The 18926-nt window shown below is 49.2% G+C and carries 17 protein-coding genes; 5 read left to right on the top strand and 12 right to left on the bottom strand.

Going from position 1 to position 18926, the window contains the following annotated elements:
* Positions 1-58 precede the first annotated feature (58 nt).
* From IPN95_02355 to IPN95_02340, 4 genes are all read right to left on the bottom strand, one after another.
* Positions 59-340 (bottom strand): DUF2752 domain-containing protein, encoded by a 282-nt coding sequence (locus IPN95_02355; GenBank protein MBK9448261.1) that lies wholly within the window; start codon positions 338-340, stop codon positions 59-61.
* A 49-nt stretch (positions 341-389) separates the two neighbouring features.
* Entirely contained in the window at positions 390-743 is a 354-nt protein-coding gene (locus IPN95_02350; protein MBK9448260.1) for a TM2 domain-containing protein, read from the bottom strand.
* Between the two features lie 53 nt (positions 744-796).
* Positions 797-976 carry a TM2 domain-containing protein gene (locus tag IPN95_02345; protein ID MBK9448259.1) on the bottom strand — a complete coding sequence of 60 codons (180 nt, stop codon included), beginning with the start codon at positions 974-976 and terminating at the stop codon, positions 797-799.
* 368 nt (positions 977-1344) lie between these two features.
* Entirely contained in the window at positions 1345-2457 is a 1113-nt protein-coding gene (locus tag IPN95_02340; protein ID MBK9448258.1) for a tetratricopeptide repeat protein, read from the bottom strand.
* 245 nt (positions 2458-2702) lie between these two features.
* Here IPN95_02340 and IPN95_02335 point away from each other — a divergent pair, with 245 nt between their 5' ends.
* From IPN95_02335 to IPN95_02325, 3 genes are all read left to right on the top strand, one after another.
* A complete protein-coding gene (locus IPN95_02335; GenBank protein MBK9448257.1) occupies positions 2703-3245 on the top strand; it encodes a tail fiber protein in 543 nt (180 codons plus the stop codon).
* Between the two features lie 42 nt (positions 3246-3287).
* Positions 3288-3836 (top strand): phage tail protein, encoded by a 549-nt coding sequence (locus IPN95_02330; protein ID MBK9448256.1) that lies wholly within the window; start codon positions 3288-3290, stop codon positions 3834-3836.
* A 79-nt stretch (positions 3837-3915) separates the two neighbouring features.
* Positions 3916-4458, top strand: a complete 543-nt coding sequence (locus IPN95_02325; protein MBK9448255.1) for a phage tail protein — start codon at positions 3916-3918, stop codon at positions 4456-4458.
* A gap of 105 nt (positions 4459-4563) precedes the next feature.
* Here the strand turns inward: IPN95_02325 and IPN95_02320 are convergent, their stop codons facing one another.
* Together IPN95_02320 and IPN95_02315 are read right to left on the bottom strand one after the other, a co-directional pair.
* Positions 4564-6990 (bottom strand): endonuclease MutS2, encoded by a 2427-nt coding sequence (locus IPN95_02320; protein ID MBK9448254.1) that lies wholly within the window; start codon positions 6988-6990, stop codon positions 4564-4566.
* A 1-nt stretch (position 6991) separates the two neighbouring features.
* Positions 6992-7279, bottom strand: coding sequence for a DUF4296 domain-containing protein (locus IPN95_02315; protein MBK9448253.1), 288 nt, complete (start codon positions 7277-7279; stop codon positions 6992-6994).
* A gap of 632 nt (positions 7280-7911) precedes the next feature.
* Between IPN95_02315 and IPN95_02310 the strand changes: the two genes are divergently transcribed.
* Positions 7912-8562 carry a hypothetical protein gene (locus tag IPN95_02310; GenBank protein MBK9448252.1) on the top strand — a complete coding sequence of 217 codons (651 nt, stop codon included), beginning with the start codon at positions 7912-7914 and terminating at the stop codon, positions 8560-8562.
* Positions 8563-8635: 73 nt separating this feature from the next.
* On the opposite strand, the gene IPN95_02305 is transcribed toward IPN95_02310, so the two are convergent.
* The 5 genes from IPN95_02305 to pfkA form a co-directional block, all read right to left on the bottom strand.
* A complete protein-coding gene (locus IPN95_02305; protein MBK9448251.1) occupies positions 8636-9430 on the bottom strand; it encodes a hypothetical protein in 795 nt (264 codons plus the stop codon).
* A gap of 111 nt (positions 9431-9541) precedes the next feature.
* On the bottom strand, positions 9542-10621 hold the full coding sequence (locus IPN95_02300; GenBank protein ID MBK9448250.1) for a hypothetical protein: 1080 nt from the start codon (positions 10619-10621) through the stop codon (positions 9542-9544).
* Positions 10622-10719: 98 nt separating this feature from the next.
* Positions 10720-13164, bottom strand: coding sequence for a DUF4968 domain-containing protein (locus IPN95_02295; GenBank protein MBK9448249.1), 2445 nt, complete (start codon positions 13162-13164; stop codon positions 10720-10722).
* A 56-nt stretch (positions 13165-13220) separates the two neighbouring features.
* Positions 13221-14081: an ATPase gene (locus IPN95_02290; protein ID MBK9448248.1), complete on the bottom strand. Its 861-nt coding sequence runs from the start codon at positions 14079-14081 to the stop codon at positions 13221-13223.
* Positions 14082-14098: 17 nt separating this feature from the next.
* The gene (pfkA, locus tag IPN95_02285; protein ID MBK9448247.1) at positions 14099-15082 is read right to left on the bottom strand and encodes a 6-phosphofructokinase; all 984 of its coding nucleotides are present in this window, start codon (positions 15080-15082) and stop codon (positions 14099-14101) included.
* Positions 15083-15217: 135 nt separating this feature from the next.
* Here pfkA and IPN95_02280 point away from each other — a divergent pair, with 135 nt between their 5' ends.
* Positions 15218-15976, top strand: coding sequence for an NUDIX hydrolase (locus IPN95_02280; protein MBK9448246.1), 759 nt, complete (start codon positions 15218-15220; stop codon positions 15974-15976).
* Positions 15977-16081: 105 nt separating this feature from the next.
* Here IPN95_02280 and IPN95_02275 read toward each other — a convergent pair whose 3' ends face one another.
* Positions 16082-18856, bottom strand: coding sequence for a T9SS type A sorting domain-containing protein (locus tag IPN95_02275; protein MBK9448245.1), 2775 nt, complete (start codon positions 18854-18856; stop codon positions 16082-16084).
* Between the last annotated feature and the right edge of the window lie 70 nt (positions 18857-18926).

Here is an 18926-nt window from a genome sequence, read left to right as displayed (position 1 = left end):
ATGATTCCCTTTTCAGCATTGAATTTACTTCAAGAACGGGAATTCGCAGAGAAAAGCTTCAAGCCACAGCGGCTTCCGAAATGGATTTGGTGCGGAACTTCAGGAAATCCGACACTGCGAAAAATACGATCGCCGGAAGCACAGCAAAAACAAGTGGATTGGCCTCCCATGCACCGGCAAAATCCAGTTTGAGCAGGTCAATTGAGGCGGTCGTCAAGCCACAACCAGGACAATGGACACCAAAGATGGTTGTCCACAAACAAGGAATACAGACGTCGATTTCGCCATCCGTGATGGCATACAACAACATCGCCACCATTTCATAGCTGAGTAGCAGCATGAGAAAGGGTTTGCTTAGCGCATAGCGCCACAGCAAAGAAAGGACTTCTTTAGCCTTTGATGGGGTTCCCATCCGAGTCTTTAAAGTTTCCTGTTACCAAAATGATGAAGTCGATGATGGTCCAGATACCGCATCCACCCAGGGTCAGCAGTTGTGCAATGCCGATCCCGATATGGCCTGTGTAAAACCTATGTACGCCAAATGCGCCTAGGAACCAGCATAGTAACAGACAGATGATCCATTTGGATTGATCTCCTTGCGGAGCGCCGTTGCCAGATCGGCCTTGATTGTTTTGCGGATTTGCAAAAATATCACGTTGCCTTGCATCACAAGCGGGGCACAACTGCCCTTGGTTTGAAGTTGGCGCGCCGCAAGCAGGGCACGTATTTTTTTCAAGATTCATAGTCTACCAAGCAAAAAAGGGAGAAAAAGAGGGGGCGATTGCCCCCTTTTTTTTTACTTCTCGAGCGGACGACCGTCTGCCATCGGCATTTTGTCTGTCGCAATCATGATGACGTCATACAGGGCCCAGATACCGCAACCACCGAAGGTGATCAGCTGAAGCCACCAGTTGGAATAACCCATCATCAAACGGTGAATACCAAGTTGACCAACGAACAAACCGATGAGGATCATCGTCATCTTGGACTGGACTGGTTTTTGCTCTGCCATAAAATTTTTGTGTCTTTAACTTCTTTTTTGCCTACTCTTTTTTCCGGTTTTCGGCTTCCCCGAAATATGATCCAATATAGGAACAATTTTTACAATCAAAAAAACTCAAAGCCGAACCGAGCAATAATTTGCACGAATCCATTGCCTCAAATCCTCACTAAGTGCCTTATTAGCAACCTGATTGCAATCGTTTTCAGCACCAATTCAAAAAATGAAATCGCTGAAACCAATGCAAATCGGGTTTTCTCTCTACCTCCGACAAAGGTAGAAAATGGTACTAAATCCTGCAAATCTTTTGAATTCCCAACTTGAGAAAACGATTCGGAGAAGGTCTAATTGCAAAACTTCTGGATCAGTTCCTCGGCGCCTTTTTCTCCAAGCTCCTTTGCGCGGGCCAATGTCAGACAACCTTGCATCGACGGTGAGACTTCGCATTGTGCCCACCCGAGCAGCATGAACATGCGCCCATCGTTGGGGCGGCGTTTTGCTGCAAATTGGAAGTCCAACACTGCCTCCTTTTGCCGCTGCATTTGCATTTCAAGAATTCCGCGGTTGATGTGAGCCTCCACATAATTGGTGTCCAACCGAATAGCCTGCCCAAAATCTTCGACAGCCTTGACCTTTTCACCACGACCCGCCTCAATAAACGCCATGTTGAACCAAGCGCCGGCATTGTTCGGGTTTTGGAAAAGGGCCTTTTGATAGTATTCCTCAGCTTTCCCAAGATCCCCCATCAAATGCTGTCTGACCAATCCGAGGCCATTGATAGCCTCACTGTTGTTGGGATTCAACTGCAAAACGAACTCATAGTCCGCAGTAGCTGCTTTGGCATCTCCAAGGTAGTACCAAGCCGAAGCGCGGTTCAAAATCGGCTTTTCCCAATTCCGACGCAGCCGGAATGCTGCATCAAAATCAGCGATTGCCGCTTTGAAGTTCTCCAAGCGCAGATTCACCTCGCCACGTGCATTGAGAAGTTCGGGGTCAGAAGGTCGATGCGTCAGTAACAGCGAAAAGTCCTGAAGTGCCGCGCTATCCCTTTGCATCGAGGAAAGCAGTTTTGCACGGCGGATCAACCCTGCGAAATTGGAGGGATCCACCTCCATTAATACATTGTAGTCCATCAAGGCAGCATCCAAATTTCCAGCGGACTCCAAGAGATAGGCTCGATTTCCCAGGGCAGCCACATTGATGGGATCTGCAGCAAGCAATTTGTCATAGATCAACAGTGCGCCAGCAATGTCTTGTTGAGACTGCAGCTTCTTTGCCTGATCTAAAAGGCTTCCCTTCGGCCCTGCAGCAATCGAATCTGCCAAATTATCGCTCGTGCGCGATGGGGTATGCGGTTCACAGGACATGAAAATCAACAGACAAAGCGAAAAAGCGATCGCTTCTTTGAGCGTCCTTACAGCTGTCAAGTTGGATAAAATCGGAATCGTGGCCTTCACGGAGCAAATATCGTGGATGTGCTGTCAATATGAAGAAGGCAAAAATTTTGAATGAGAAATGATGAAAAAAAGTAAAAAAGAATGCGCGCATCAACCGCATTAATCGCGCCGCTGATGCCTACAATGAAGAATAACAAGGCTTTCAACGTTTTTTTGGGCATTCTCGACCGAATGCTTTTCCGATTTCAGATTTTTGCTAACTTGTCATCGGTTTTAACCCGTTTATCAACTAAAAACTTTATTCGATGGAAGGAATGATTGGCGAAATCCGGCTATTTGCAGGGAATTTCGCCCCCAAAAATTGGGCCTATTGCAATGGCGCTACAATTGCAATTGCCTCAAACACAGCACTTTTTTCGATCCTGGGTACAACCTACGGCGGAAACGGTACCACCAATTTTCAGTTGCCTAACCTTCAAAGCCGCGTCTGTATTGGAGCCGGGCAAGGTCCTGGGCTACAGAATTATGCACTTGGGCAGATGTCGGGAGCGGAATCAGTGACATTGACGACAGCACAGATCCCGGCGCATACGCATGCCACGATGGGAACCTACTCCCCTTTTGTTCAGGGCGGTAGTGGAGATGAAACGAATCCTAACGGAGGTTTCCTCTCAGTTTCGCCCGCGGGCGACATCTACAGCGGCGACCAAAATACCACGATGGGGGCCGTTCCCGTCTCGGTGACAATTGGCTCAAGCGGGGGAAATATGCCCCACAGCAATCAGCAGCCCCTTTTGGGCATGAACTATGTTGTGTGTATGTATGGAATCTTTCCCTCACGCAACTAAATCCAACTTTTACCAAATTTTAGACTAAAACTATCGTTCGTTATGGAAGGATATATTGCAGAAATTAGAATGTTTGCTGCTACGTTTGCACCTCGGAACTGGGCCTATTGTCAAGGACAGGTGCTTTCAATCGCACAAAATACAGCACTTTTCTCCTTGTTGGGAACAACCTACGGGGGAAATGGCGTCCAAACCTTTGCTTTGCCCAATTTCGCTTCTCGTGTAGCTGTTGGCGTTGGTCAGGGTGCAGGATTGTCCAATATTACCTTGGGTGAAATGGATGGCTCCGAAGGCGTGAGTCTGACGGTGAACCAAATTCCTTCACACAGCCATACGGGGGCGGGTTCCGTTAATCCGCGTGCATTTAATGGCGGAGGCGACGAATCCAATCCGACGACCGGGTACCCTGCCAATTCCACGAGTGGCACCGGCAACTTGTACAGCGCAACTGGAAATGGCTCCATGGGATCAACCACGGTCAATTTGACTGTTGGTGTTACCGGCAGCAGTCAACCACACTCCAACTTTCAGCCATCATTGGGCATGAATTACATCATTTGCCTCTACGGAATTTTTCCAAGTCGCAACTGATCAGCCAGTCAAAAGTCGTCCAAATGGACGCATTGTAATTTCACTTTCAACAAGAAAATAAGTTTAGCCGAAATATACTATGGATCCAACCCTGTCAGAAATCCGCATTTTTGCGGGAAACTTTGCCCCATTGTCTTGGGCATTTTGCAATGGCGCCTTGCTTTCCATTGCTGAAAATACTGCGCTATTTTCCTTGATTGGCACGACCTACGGAGGTGATGGCCAAGTAACATTTGCACTTCCAGATCTTCGCGGCCGCGTGCCGGTAGGTACAGGTCAAGGAGCAGGTTTGTCCTATTGGGACCTCGGAGAAGTCGAAGGCACAGAAACGGTCACCCTGATACAGTCGCAACTCGCAGCACATACCCATACAGCAAATGGCGTTGCCACGCCGGCTGCAAATGTATCCGGGGCAGGTGCCGCAAGCACTCCTGGAAATGGCTTCTTCAGCATTTCCTCGAGCGAAATCTATTCGACACCGCACAACCAAGTGGGCGGCGCAACACCGTTTACCATCAATCTTGGTATCACAGGCAGTAATCAGCCGCACGAAAACATGATGCCTTATCTCGCAATGAATTACATCATCGCAGTGGAGGGTATCTACCCAAGTCGCAATTGATGAAATTGCTTTCTTAAAATTCAGAGAGGGGGCTTCGGCCCCCTTCTCATTTTAGCATTGAGCTGAAATGGAAGGTGCTGCGTGCTGATTCACGTGATCGCCCATTCAAGCATTGCCCAAATAGACCACCGTCCATCCAGCACCACCTTGATCCAAAGGTGCATCTTCGGTGCGACGCACTTCTCTTACGGTCGCCAAATACTCCCGGATTGCCATTCGCAGCGCGCCCGTGCCCTTTCCGTGTAAAATCCTTACCTCAGACAGGTTGGCCAAGATGGCGTCGTCAATGAATTTTTGCACAGAAGGAAGTGCCTGTTCGACGCGAAAACCCTTGACGCTCAATTCAAGCGAAATATTTGCCTTTTTGGTGACCATTGCCCCCGCCCTTCTCAAGATGGGTCGGTTGGCGTCCTTGGGTGCCTTGATCTTGACCAAGTGCTTCAATTTTACTGTGATGCGCATTTCGCCCAGGCTCACCACCGCGCGTTTGTCCAAGAGCTCCAACACCTGTCCGTAGGAATTGGAATCTGAAAGCAACACCCAGTCCCCTACGCCGATGGCAGCGCCCGGAATCGTCTCGGGGCTAAGTTCTTCGGGATTTTCTGCCTCATAAGCCGCCTGTTCCTCTGCGATCTCAACAGCCTCCTCCGGTGGCGGGGTAGGAAGCATCTCGGCAAGTTCTCTTCTCAGCGTTTTTGTGCGCTCCCGCTCGGCTTGACTTTCGCGAATTTCACGAATTGTGTTTTCGATTTTGGCGTTGGCGCTGTCGATCAAGTGCTGCGCCTTTTGATGGGCTTCCTTGAGAATAGCCGCCTCCTCCTCTTTGTTACGCTTCGTAAGCTCGAGGTTGCGCCTGATGATCGACAGCAACTCTTCATTCTTTTTCCGGTTTTCAATCAGCAAATGCTCCAATTCGGCCTTTTGCGATTCGAGCTTGAGCAAAAGGTCTTCTGTTTGAAGTTGATTGCCTTCGATGCGTGTGCGGGCATCATCGAGGAGTTCCTTGCTTACGCCAACGTTTTGGGCAATTTCAAATGCATACGATCTTCCCGGAATTCCTACTTCGATGCGAAATGTAGGCGACAGCGTTTCAGGGTCAAACTGCATCGCGGCATTGACAATGCCAGGTTTGCGATCTGCAAAGGTTTTGAGATTGCCGTAATGCGTGGTGACGATTCCATAGGCACCTGAGTCCACAAAACGCTCCAAAAATGCCTCTGCAATGGCCCCCCCAAGCTTTGGATCCGTTCCCCCGCCAAATTCGTCCATGAGAAAGAGCTTGTTTTCCTTGAGCTGATTCAACATCTCCCGCATGTTTTTGAGGTGCGAGGTATATGTGCTCAGGTCGCTTTGGATCGATTGCTCGTCGCCGATATCGACAAAGATGTCCGTAAACCAAGGAAACTCCGAACTTTCATCTGCTGGAATCAGCAATCCCGATTGGAGCATCAACACGAGCAAGCCAACCGTTTTAAGGGTGACAGACTTCCCGCCGGCATTGGGGCCTGAGACGAGGATGATTCGTTGTTGCGGTGAAAGTTCCAACGATAGCGGCATGACCTTGGACTTGCCCAGGTTGGGTTTCAGCAACAGCAAGGGATGCCTCCCTTTGACCAACAGCAACACCTTATTATAGGGTTCAAAGATTGGCTTCACCGCATCCAAGTCCACGGCAAGCCGCCCCTTTGCCCGAATGAAGTCCAATTGGGCCACGACTTCCGTATAGCGCTTGAGCCCGGGCAGATCTTCTCTCAAAGCCGAGGTGAGAACCGTGAGTATGCGTACGATCTCGTTATGCTCCTGTAAAACCAACTGTCTCAGGCGGTTGTTGGCCTCCAATGCAGCCGAAGGTTCAAGGAAGATGGTCTGACCAGACTGTGAAACGTCCTGAACAAATCCCTTGATACGTCCTTTGAAATCTGCTTTCATCGGAATCACCAACCTGTCGTTGCGAATCGTCAGCTCGTTGGCATCGCTCCACCCCTTGTCAATGGCGTTGCGAAGAATGGCTTGCATGGACTTGCGCAAATCGGCACTCTGCTGCGCCTGCTCTTTGCGAAGCTCCTGCAATTTGGAACTTGCATTGTCTTTGATGTTGCCCCGTTCATCGACGATGGCTTCAATTCCTTTGAGCAAGGCCTTGTTCCAACTCAGGTTTTTGACCAAATCTGCAAGCGCAGGGTATTTGACTTGTCGACTGCTAAAGAATGTGATCAGTTCGCGCACCATCCTCAACCAACGCAGGAGCTGGAAAAAATCACGCACTTGTAACCAATTGCCTTGCACTGCGGCATAACCAAGAAGTTCGGTGACGTTTCCGGTATAATCGAGGTCAAAGTCTTCATCGAATTGAAGCAGGTCCCTACATTCCTCGACGCGGGTCAATTCCTGAAGCACCTCCTTGCTTTGACGGTAGGGTCGCAGTTGAATGCACAACTCCTTTCCTTGCTCAGTTGCGGCCCTCGCTTCCAATAGCTTTCGGATCGCGTCATACCCCAGTTTGTTTTCGGTCTGTTCAGTCAGGTTTTTCATTTCAGTTTGCGGCAGGTGCCAAGTTTTGAGGCTTCACATTGCCTCCTTGCTCCAGATTGATGAGGTCGGCATTCAGTTCCAGCACCACTTGTTTCAGAATCGTATCCAACAAAACCGGGTGGGCTTCATACCATTTGTAGCTGTCGAAGAATTGCTTCTTTTCCAAATTGTTCTTTTTCAGGACCAAGCTGTTCATTTCCTCGTACTTGGCGGCGCGCTGTTTGGGATCCTTAACAGTTTGATCCACACCTGCATAAGCAATCTCGAGTTCCTTCAACACTGGAACCATTTGCCCCTCAGGCAACAATGCGTCTGGACGACTTTCCTCTGAACAACCCCATGCCAGAGCAGAAAATAATAGACCAAGAATCAGGGACTTGTATGGAAAAGACTGTTTCATTTCAAAATTAAGAGTGCAAAAGTACCGTTTTTTCCGTGTTGGCGCCGAAATCGTTGATGAACCGTCAAAATGTCTGCCAATCCTGCAAAATTCGGAACTTAAATCGTTTTGAAGGAGAAAATTGCCGGTCAGAGGCAGAAACTTCTTTCCAGGTTGATTTTTTTTTTTTGTCCGAGGCAAAAAAATATTTGCTGATGGTTTTTCAATGAAATGGCTTTGCAATTAAGAGAATATCATTCGCCTGAGCATCTCATTTCAACCTGAATCGTTTTAGTTCGTCGTCAAGAATGGGCGATTCCTCCCGATTTCGGGCATTTTCATCGAAGAAAATCGGTATCTTATCATCCACGATCAACTTAGCCTTCGCATTAACGTATTGTCACTAAAGGCGGATGTTTTCTGCTCTTTTGGTAGATGATTCGACCTGTTCTTTGATTTATTTTCAAAAATTATCGATTCGCTTGTTTTTATTGTGGATCATCTTAGTAACTTGGTATTCCCAAAATTGCTCTAATCGAAATATGAAAAAGTTATTGTCGGTGTTAGTGGTTTTAGTTGCCAGCTTTGGATTGACTGCCTCCGTGGTGGCCCAAGGCAGCAACCGCGGAGCGGACGATTCCAACATGGAAGCCGCACAACGCTCGGTGGAGAACCAGCTTGTGGTGGTCGAAATGGAGAACGCCGGCTTCGAACTCGATGTCGAGGAAGGCTTTGACGAAGAGTGGGAAGAAGACCTCTGGGTCGGTTCCGAGGCTGAGGATGTTGATCCGATTCAAGTGGATCCTTCAGATGCCGAGAAATTTGATTTGGCAGAAGTTCCTGCAGCTGAAGAAATCGAAGAAGGTTGGTCTGAAGAGTCTTGGGAGAATCCTGATCAAGTGATCGATTCGCAAGACGATGCAGAAACAGCTTCTGTCGAGGAAGCAGAAATCGAGGAAGTCGCCATGCGCGGCGAGAGCACAGAAGATGTCGAGGCGTATGATCTCGAAATTGCCGCTGACTTGGAAGAAGAAATTTCCTTGGATGAGGAAATTGAAACCGCTGAGTTGAATTGGTGGGAAGAGGATTCTCAGTGGGATGAGATCATCGATGAAATGGACGGCTACGAGGATGTTGAATTTGAGGACGAAGAAGATCTCGATATGCTGGAAGAACTCTACAATCGCGGATAATTTCCATCAGCGATCTAACAAAAACAGCTTGCCTCGGCAAGCTGTTTTTGTTTTGTATAACCCGGTTCCACCGTCATTCCTCCTCTTCCTCTCCCCTACTACGCACGCGCTTGAGCGCATTGGTGGTGTCCGATTCCATATTGGCGTAAATGCGGCCCTTCAGCTCCCAGTCGCCATATTTTTTGGTTTCCCAGCGATGCGAAAAGGCAAGCTCGCCGCCACCTAATTCAATGGCTTCTGTCGAGAAGTCCCAGATTTTGTATCCAATCACAACGTCCTTTTTCACCAAGGCGAGAAAGTTTTGCAGAATCGTCTGTGAGCTTGCCACTGCCTGACCGACCAGGCTGCTGATGTTTTCCGTGTACTTGCGCACCTCCTCGTCAAAATAGTTCTTGATGGATGCATCGACATTGGCCAAGTCGATCATCTTGGGATCAAACCCTTTGATCACGGAATCGAGCGCTTCTACGACGTATTTGTTGAAGGCCTCATGCCCGGCTTCGGCGCCTGAGCTTGAAACCAAGTTCTGCTCAATCAAAACGGAAACCAAACCTGCGACACCTGACACCTTCGCCTCAAAGTAAGGAATCGTGATGGGGACCAACATCGTCTTCCATTCACCGACTTCCTCAGGAATGGCCACCATCCCGCCACTTTCCAGATTTTTGGCCGATAGATTGCCTTGGCTGCCTTTGCTGAAGTGATAGACCGGCCTACCCTCTAAACGGAATTTGTCATTGAGGACGATACAAGATCCATCGATCTTGAAGAAGATGTTCCAGAGGTAGGGTTCGCCGTTGGACCAACCGTCGGGCTTGTCGTGGCAACGGAGTTGTTGCAGCTTTACCCGGATGTATAGTGTTCGCATTTACCTTTCTCAAAAATTGCACTGAAAATTACGCAACCTAGCCTGCGCTCCCAAATCCACAATGTGGATAAGTGCAATTCCCGCCAAAGATCATGGTTTCCGCTATGGGAATCAGTAAAACTTGCCTTTGTGGAAAATTTGAGGAACTCCTTTTCCTACATCGGAAACCACGACATCGAGCCAAAGCTCATAACCTTGCTGGATTCGGTTGGTCGCTTTAACGATTTCTCCGTGGTCAAGCGCCTTCAAGTAGTTCATGTAGTCAGGCCACACAAGCAATTCGTTGTCAATCTTATAGCTCTCTGGAATGTAACTTTCCAACACAAAAGTTTCCCCTTTGTAATAGGCTTTGAATTGGCGACTCGGAAGCGAATAGGCGATAATGGCGTCGTTCAACTCATACTCCATCGGCGGCTGGGATTCGATTTCGGTGATGATGCCATCGTCAAAGACCATAAATTGACCGTTGCGATTGATGTAAGCCACCATATTGTCCCCTACCTGATAGCTCTTGGGAGAAAAGGGATCAGCTTCGATGATTTCACCTTTGTAGAAAATCTTGAAGCGTCCATAAAAATCAACGTAGGCAATCGTATTGCGCCCACATTTATACTCTTTGGGTGGATTGTTGTCCAACTGATACTTCTGACCATAGAGATAGGCCTGGAATTGCTCCATGTTGTCCAGATAGGCCAATATGTTTTTTCCGGCCTGAAGTCCCGTGACCGCAAAAACCTCCAAAGTCCGGCTGCGGCCTTTGTAATATGCGGTGAAATTGTCGTTCAAATTGTTGAAGGCAACGATGCTGTCACCCGCAACATACTGTTTGACAAAGCTCGCCACTTGCTGCGCCCGTTTGTCTTCGTAGACGTAGAGGTTCCCGCCTACGCCAAAAACGAGCAAATAGTCGGTAGTTGTGAAAAATTCCGGGAGATTCTCAGCGAGGGTTTTGTTGTAGCCTTTGTCATACAATTTGAATTGGCTTTGGTTGTTGACGTAGGCGACATAATTGCGGGCGACTTTGTACTCTTTGACTTTGAGGCCCTCCAATTGCTTGACGATACCGTTGTCAAACACGTAAAAAAATCCTTGGATGTCCTCATAGACGGCATAACCGCCACTTTGGGCTGAAACTGAAAGGCTACTGCCCAACATGAAAAGAAAAAGCAAAAACCGCATTCGGTACATCATCATTGCAAATTGGCTAAACTGAGCGATAGGCAAAATACAGAAATTTTGACATGGCAGCCAATGCAAATTTCATTCCGAAAATGGGCGTGCTACAACACTCAATACCGAATTTCAATCGCATTTTCCATGTCCCAGCTAAACGTGCAACACGGAAGGCGCTCCACCTTGGGTGAGTTTCCTACCGGAGGCATAAATGGATCAAACCGCGAAACGGGTTCCACTAGTCTGAATTCTTCAAATTGCACGTTTATGTCGGTGCCGTTAAACAGCACGGTCGGTTCGTAGGTCAAGCCATGCAAATAAAGCTTGATTCGCTGAAATTCGCCTGGATATGTGCCTTCTTTGCCTTGGATTTGAAGGATGCGGGAGGCGCCATCATGAAAACCACGGTTTCGCGCGAATTCAGATCGATGGGAAGCTGTATTTGCCAGTCCATCATCCTGGAAAAGCTCGAAACTCCGGGATTGCGTGCCGGAATAAACATGCAGTTGCAATGTGCCATCGTGCGCCTCGCCCGTATGTGTAACGGGTGACTGCATGGCAATCACGGCCCCTGAACGGACAAATAGCGGTAATTTCTCGATGTTCAATTCGAGGAGCACTTCGCGTCCTCCATCGTAGGCCACATCGTCATAGAAATCATACCATTGCCCTTGCGGGAGGTAGACCTTTGCCAATTGTTTGTGGGATTCGACGGGAATCACCAAGATTTCCGAACCGAAAAGATAGGCATTGTCGTAGGGCTGCTGATAGATTTTGGGGTCCTGTGGCCATTCCAAGGCAAGGCTTCGCGCAATCGGTAAACCCGAGGTTGCACCTTCAAAGGCTCCATAGAGATAGGGCATAAGCCTGTACCTGAGGCGTATGAAATTTCGGGCAATGTCTTCTACCTCTTCGCCAAATGACCACGGCTCCGAATCGCGGGAATTGATCATGCTATGGGCCCGGAAGAAGGGCGAAAATGCTCCCAATTGCATCCAACGTGCATACAAAGCCGGACTCGATTCGCCGACAAACCCACCGATGTCATAGCCGGCAAAGGCGACGCCCGAAAGCCCAAGGCTGTTCACAAGTCGCACGCCGGCCAGCATGTGTTCCTCTGAAGCTGTATTGTCGCCGGTCCAAACGGCCGCATAACGCTGTATACCTGCAAAACCAGCCCTTGTGAGATTAAAAGGGCGCTTGTCGCCTAGCAATTTGGATGCACCTTCCATGGTTGCGCGCGCCATTTGCATGCCGTACACGTTGCGGGCTTCCTTGAAACTGCTGCCCTCGCCTTCCATGTCAAATTCGATCAGGCCGGGAAGATGCTGTCCCCAGGCTGCCGGCTCGTTCATATCGTTCCAAAAGCCTTCAATTCCAGCCTCCGAATAGATTTTCATCTGAGCACCCCACCATTCTCGCGTTTTGGATGCGGTAAAATCCGGGAAATGACTCCATCCGGGCCAAACCTGTCCTCGGTAAGGCTTACCATCCGGCAGCAAGGCAAAATGCCCTTCAGCCATTCCGGAATCATACGCTGCATACCCCTCTTCCACCTTGATGCCAGGATCCATGATAATCACCAACCTGATTCCCAGCGCTTTGAGTTGATCGGCCAGTGACTTTGGATTCGGGAAATATTCTGGATGCCAGGTAAAAACCTTAAAAGCATCCATATAGTGAATGTCCAAATAAAGGACATCGCAAGGAATATGCTTTTCCCGAAAGGTTTGGGCGATGCGAAGGAGCTCAGCATCAGGATAGTAGCTGTAGCGACATTGTTGAAATCCCAATGCCCATTTTGGCGGCAACGGCATCGCACCGGTCAACGCTGTGTAGCTTTTCAACACGTGTTCGACTCCGCCCTCCAAGCCGCCGTGGAGGTAGAAATAGTCCATTTGGCCGTCGTCGACGGCATACCAGGCAAACCGATCACTCGAGGCACCAAAATTGAACGTGGACTTGTAGCTATTGTTGAGGAAGAAACCGTAGATGCCTTGCGCGTGAACGCCGATGAAAAAGGGAATCGACGCATACAACGGATCAGAATCCGGGCCATAGCCAAAGTGATCGGTATTGTTGTTGACGTAGGCGCGGCCACGCTTGTCTAGCGGTCCCGTCTTTTCGCCCAAGCCAAGGAAGCGTTCTCCGGGTTGAAGGGTTTTGTACACGCTCACCTCCTGCCCCAACCAAGAAATCCCGAAGGCAGGGTCGTCACTGTTTACAATTCGGCCGGTTTCATCCAAAAATTGAATGCTTACAGGCTGCGTTAAGATCCGCACTTGAACGTCTCCCCCGCTCAAAACAATACTCTCAGGTGCGGCTTCCAATTCAACCGAAACCGGAATGCGGGTTGCATTTGGATCCAAAGCATAGGAAAAATCGTCGAGGGATTCACCCATCCGGCCTGCCCGTACCCGCACAACGCCGGGATTCCAAAACTCGATGCGTATCCAGCCATTCTCTGCAAGAATGTGGAGTCCTTGCGAAATCTGGGCATAAGACACCAAGTTTCCGAGGTGAATGTTCTTGCTGCGCCTTGTTCCAATAGATGGGTTCATGCCCGAAATAATGCGTTTGAAGCGAGAATCGGAAATTTGGTTTTGCGCCTGAATGCTCAGCTTACCTTGGAAAGGCTGAACTGCTGATGATAACGCACCAAACCCAGGATCGGCTTTTTCACGACGGAGCCAATTTGGATGCCCATCTCTGCGGCCACTTCGCGCAAATAATCCTCAAAATAGAATGCTATTGAGCCGACGAAGTCCACGGGAACCTGTTTGTGATTGGCAAAACAGGCTACATGTATTTCCAAGAATGCACGCATGCCTTGGCGCACCATCTGCGCGATGTAGGGATGATCGCGATGCTCGGAGCAAAACTTGGACAAGGACGCCAAATAAACATTCGCATGGGGTTCGGCATAAACCTTTTCCACCATCGTATGCATGTTCATGTTGTACTTTTCCTTGAATACAGGGGCCAAATCTGCCGGCATGCGTTTGTAGAAAAAATCAGCCAACAACCGCTTGCCATAGTAGCTTCCTCCCCCTTCGTCACCCAAAATATAGGCCAACGCAGGCACTTCCTCATAGATTTGTTCACCATCAAAAAAGCAGGAGTTGGAGCCTGTGCCGAGAATGCAGGCAATATGCGGCACGCCATCATACGTTGCCAAAGCAGCTGCGTTCAAATCGTGACCGACATGAATTGCTGCATTTGGAAATACCGTCCGAAGTCCACGCTCCACGATTGCTTTGAGTTCCAAACTGCTTGCGCCAGCACCGTAGAAATAGATTTCCAAGACGGTATTGTGATAGGAATGGAGATCAGGCTGGGCCAACATTTCTGCTGCAATCAGCTCTGAATCATGAAAATAGGGATTGAAACCCATAGTATGGCATTCAAACAAAAGTTGTCCCTTGTCGAGCAAGAGCCAATCGCATTTGGTGGAACCGCTGTCAGCAATCAGAATCATCGTCTTCTTGTGGGAGTTTAAATCGAAAGAATATGCGCGATACGCAACAATTCGTCATCCAGTTCTTGCCCTTTGGCAATGGATTCCTGCAAAGGTGTATAGGCTATTTTGTTGTTGAGCAGGCCAGCCATCACGTCTGTCCTGCCTTCCAGAAGTCCTTCGACAGCCGCGACGCCTAGTCTGCTGCTCAGCACGCGGTCTGAACAGGTCGGACTGCCGCCCCGCTGAATGTGCCCCAGAACGGTCACTTTGGTGTCGTAGTAATTCAACTTCTGATTGACCTCGTTGGCGATTTGAAAAGTGCGGCCGCTTTCGCCAGCTTCGGCTACGATCACAAGACTGAATGACTTGCTGCTCTTCCAGTTACGGTCCAGCACCCGCACCAATTCTTCAATCGAATTGGGTCTTTCCGGGATTACGAGTGCTTCTGCACCGACTGCAAGACCACTCCGTAAAGCAATAAATCCCGATTCGCGGCCCATGACTTCGATAAAAAACAATCGGCCATGCGACGCAGCTGTGTCCCGAATCTGATCGATCGCCTGAACAACGGTATTGGTTGCCGTATCGTAGCCGATCGTATAATCCGTGCCAAAAAGATCGTTATCAATCGTCGCGGGAATACCGATCACCTTGATTCCGAACTCTTCATACAACAAATGCGCACCTGTGAAGCTTCCATCGCCGCCAATGACCACGAGGGCATCGATGCCTTTTTCTTGCATATTTTGCCAGGCAAGCTGCCTTCCCTCTTTGGTGCGAAACTCATCGCAACGCGCACTTTTCAGGATCGTTCCTCCGCGGTGTATGATATTGCCTACCGAACGGGCCTTCATATCCGTGAATAGTCCGTTGATCAGGCCATAATAGCCTCTCATGACGCCTACAGCATCTTTGTGGTAATAGGCACATGCGCGCACCACGGCCCTGATGCAAGCATTCATGCCCGGCGCGTCCCCACCCGAGGTCAAAACCCCGATCTTTTCAATTTCCAAAGCCATCTTTGCGTCGAATTCTACGAAAGCGAGGTAAGTTAGTGTCATATTGACACTATTGCAATATTTATTCGCTACAGACCGAATATTTTTGTTTTTTTGAACTTTGATTGATTCGAATCCCCCACAATTAATCGTTTGATGGCCAATACTTTAATACAAAAATCATCATTAAACCCTCACGTTTCAGTCGATTGCGTGATTTTTGGATTCGGAATGGAGGAACTGAAGGTTTTGTTGATCGAGCGTGGCCTCCCCGATGGACAAGAACCTAGCGCACAACCCACGTTGATGTTGCCTGGCGACCTTGTTTTGGATACGGAAACGCTTGACAGCAGCGCTTTGCGGGTTCTGAAAGCGCTTACCAGCCTCGACAAAATTTATCTAGAGCAGTTCAACGCCTTTGGAGACCCTTCACGCGTGCGAAAAGAAAAGGACTTGGCTTGGCTAAGGTCAATGCGTGAAAATCCGGAAGCAAGGGTCATCACCGTCGGTTATTATTCCTTGGTGCGTATCGATAAGTTCAAGCCGGCACCAGCCTACTATGCCCGCAGTGCCGAGTGGTATTCTGTAAGCGAGGTACCTGAACTTGCATTTGACCACAACGAAATCTTGGAATCCGCCTTGCAACGACTCAAGAACAAGGCACGCGTCGAGCCGATCGGATTTGAGCTTCTACCCAAAAAATTTACCCTTGGTCAACTTCAGAAATTGTACGAGGCCATCTTGGGCGTTCAACTTGACAAGCGGAACTTTCGCCGAAAAATCCTGAGTCGTGGGTTTCTTATCGAGCTGGAGGAAAAGCAATTGGGTGTACCGCATAAGCCGGCCAAGCTGTATCAATTTGACAGCACCCAATATGAAAACCTTAAAGGAAATTCGTTTGATTTCTTGCTTTGATGGACCATCAAATAATGAAAATACAGGCAGCTAAGTGTTTCATTTTAAAGCCAATAAGTTAAAGGTTCAATGATTTAAAAAATTAAAACATTCGAAACTCGACTTTCAATCCGCGAGTACCAATTTTTTAAATCCTTGCATCCCGTCAGCCGTCAACTTACAGAGGTAGGTACCGGCAGAAACCCGCATTCCTAGCGCATTCCGGCCGTCCCAGGTAAGCTGTTGCTCACCGGCGGCACTCTTCGGCAGTTCCATTTTGTACACCAGAACTCCGACCAAATCATAGACCTCCATCGTCACATTGGCAGGTTTGGGAAGCCGAAAAGCAAGTGTCGTGGACCCCGAAAACGGATTCGGAAAGGCCGTCAAATCCATGTCAGAGGGAGCTTCATCTTCCGTAACGCCGACAGGTAACACAGTCACCGACAAGTCGGGCTTGGGCAGCCGTACATCGGTGTAAATCCGGAAATCGCCGGGAAGCAGGGCAATCGTCATGTTCACATCGGTCACTTCGAGGCTGTCGCCGGCCATATAATTGTACCAACGGCCTGTATGTTGGAAGCCGGTGAAGGTATTTTGGCTCACCACGTCGAAATTACCCGCCACGGTGACGTTCATCGCCGTGCTGTTGACATGGATCTGCTTCTGTTTTCCCCAAGCTGAGATATCATAACTTCCTGACCTAAAAGCCTCTGGATACTTGGTCTTCAAGTTGATGATCGCTGCAAATTTCTTGTACAACAATTGGCGACGCGAATCTTGAAGGTAATTCCAACGAATGGGTTTCGGGCAGGTGCGACATCCAAATTCGATAGGATAGTCGTACCCAAGCTCCTGGAATTGCCACATCATTTTGGGGCCCGGCACCGTGGCCCAGAACGCCGCAATCTGCGCCATGCGCTTCAAGGCAACCGTCGTATCGCTGCAATCATGCGCCGGTGTCGACGAATTTCCATACATGATGTTTTGATACATCGCACGTTGCTCGTCGTGGCTTTCGATAAAACCGACCAAATTGTGGTAGGTCCAGCCGCGGTGTTGATGCGAAATGAACCAACTGAAATCCGAATTTTGCTCATAGCCCATGGCGGATTGATAGTAGGGTTCGGAAGCTTTTCCCCAGAGCATCATGCCATAGTTGGCGAGAACGGTTTCCTCGTCATTGCCACCCAAATGCTCCAGAATGATGTATTTTCCGAAGTTGTGCGTCCAAAAATGGGTGGCCAAGCGTTGCAAATTGTCTACACGGCTTTGGTCATATTGGCTCCAAACACCAATATCCTGACCAGAAAAGGTGTTCGTAAAGCCCTTGGACAAGTCCAGGCGCCAACCGTCGATACGGTATTCTTGCGCCCAATAACTCATCGCGCTATCTACCAAAGCGCGCGTAAAGCCGCTGCTGTGATTCAGGTCATACCCTACTCCCAAAGGATGAGGTGCATCGACATTGAACCAAAGATTGTTCCCCGCAGGCTTGCCAGTCCCCCGGTCTTGGTACAATCGAAGGAAAGGGCTCTGCCCAAACATGTGGTTGAATACGCCGTCCATGATCACGGCAATGCCCCTTGCATGGCAGGAATCGATGAATTCCTTCAGTTTATTTTCAGTTCCGTAGTATTTGTCGGGCGCAAAATAGAAGGCCGGGCCGTAGCCCCAGCTTTGATTGCCGTCAAACTCATTGGTTGGCATCAATTCGATGGCATTGATTCCCAAAGTTTTCAAATAGCTGAGCGAATCGATGATCGTGGTGTAGTCGTGCCGGATGCTGAAGTCACGCACCAGCAATTCGTAAATGACCAAATCTCGGTTGTCGGGCCGCTGGAAGTTGTTGACTTGCCAGTTGTATTCTGGTTTGGCGGTTTGGAGAATGCTGACCAATTCGGTGGTTTTTCCATCGGGATAGTCGATCAGGTTGGGATAAACCAAGTTGTTGACGCCGTTGTCGTTGAACGGGTCCAGGACTTTCTCGGTGTAGGGGTCCCCTATTTTGATCTGATGATCTACAAAATACTGGAAGCGGTACTCCTGGGCAGGCGTCAAGCCGCCGAGTTCGAACCAATAGCGAAGCCCGTCGGGCGTGCGATTCATGAGGTAGGCCGGATCCATCTGCCAGTCATTAAAATCGCCGATGACATAGACATAGTCCTTGTAAGGCGCGAGCAGGACAAGGACGACCGTCGAATCATTCATGTAGTTGATGCCATCACGGCTGCCTGTAGGCTGATTGACGACATTCACAGGCGGCTGTACCACATAGCTGAGGGTATCCCGAACGACCGTAGTTCCATTGTCGGCAGTGAAGCTCAAGTCGTAGCGGCCAACCATATTCCCCGGAATCGTCATCGCGAATTGCTGAACAAGCCCTGCGGATTGGCCGATGGGAATGCCATCTTGGAAAACCGTGATCAATCCCGGTGCATTCGCTTGTACGTTCACCTGCAGTTGTGCACCCAAGGCCACAACTTCAGGACGCTCCATCGGGGCTGCAAAAATGGCCGAAAACCCAGATGATGGGTAAATCGGCACGACGATGTCCGTGCCATCTGCATTCTTGCCAGCCAAGGTTCCAGCCTCATTCCGAAAAACGAAGGCAAGCGCACGCACTTCTTCATTCGCCCCGATGCCATAAAATGTCCTGGGCCTGAAGCCAATACGATGCCGATTGCCACCCAATGAAGTCATGCGGATCGTGGAGTCGTCGCCAGAATCCCAAGGACTCTTTTGGTGTTCCCAATCGCCGAGATCCGTGCTGAATTTGTTGATCACGCCCGTATGCGCGTACACCACCGGCACGCCCACGAGTGCTGCGTTGCCCAGGGCAGCATCAAATTCGATGGTGATGCTGTCATCGATCGTCGGATAGTTCGGCGTTACCGACACTATTTGAGCGTTTGTATTCGAGATGAAACAAACGATCATACATGATACAAATAGGCTGACTTTTGATCTA

Source organism: Bacteroidota bacterium, from assembly GCA_016718825.1.
Taxonomy (GTDB): Bacteria; Bacteroidota; Bacteroidia; order J057; family JADKCL01; genus JADKCL01.
This window is presented reverse-complemented; position numbering and strand designations above follow the sequence as displayed.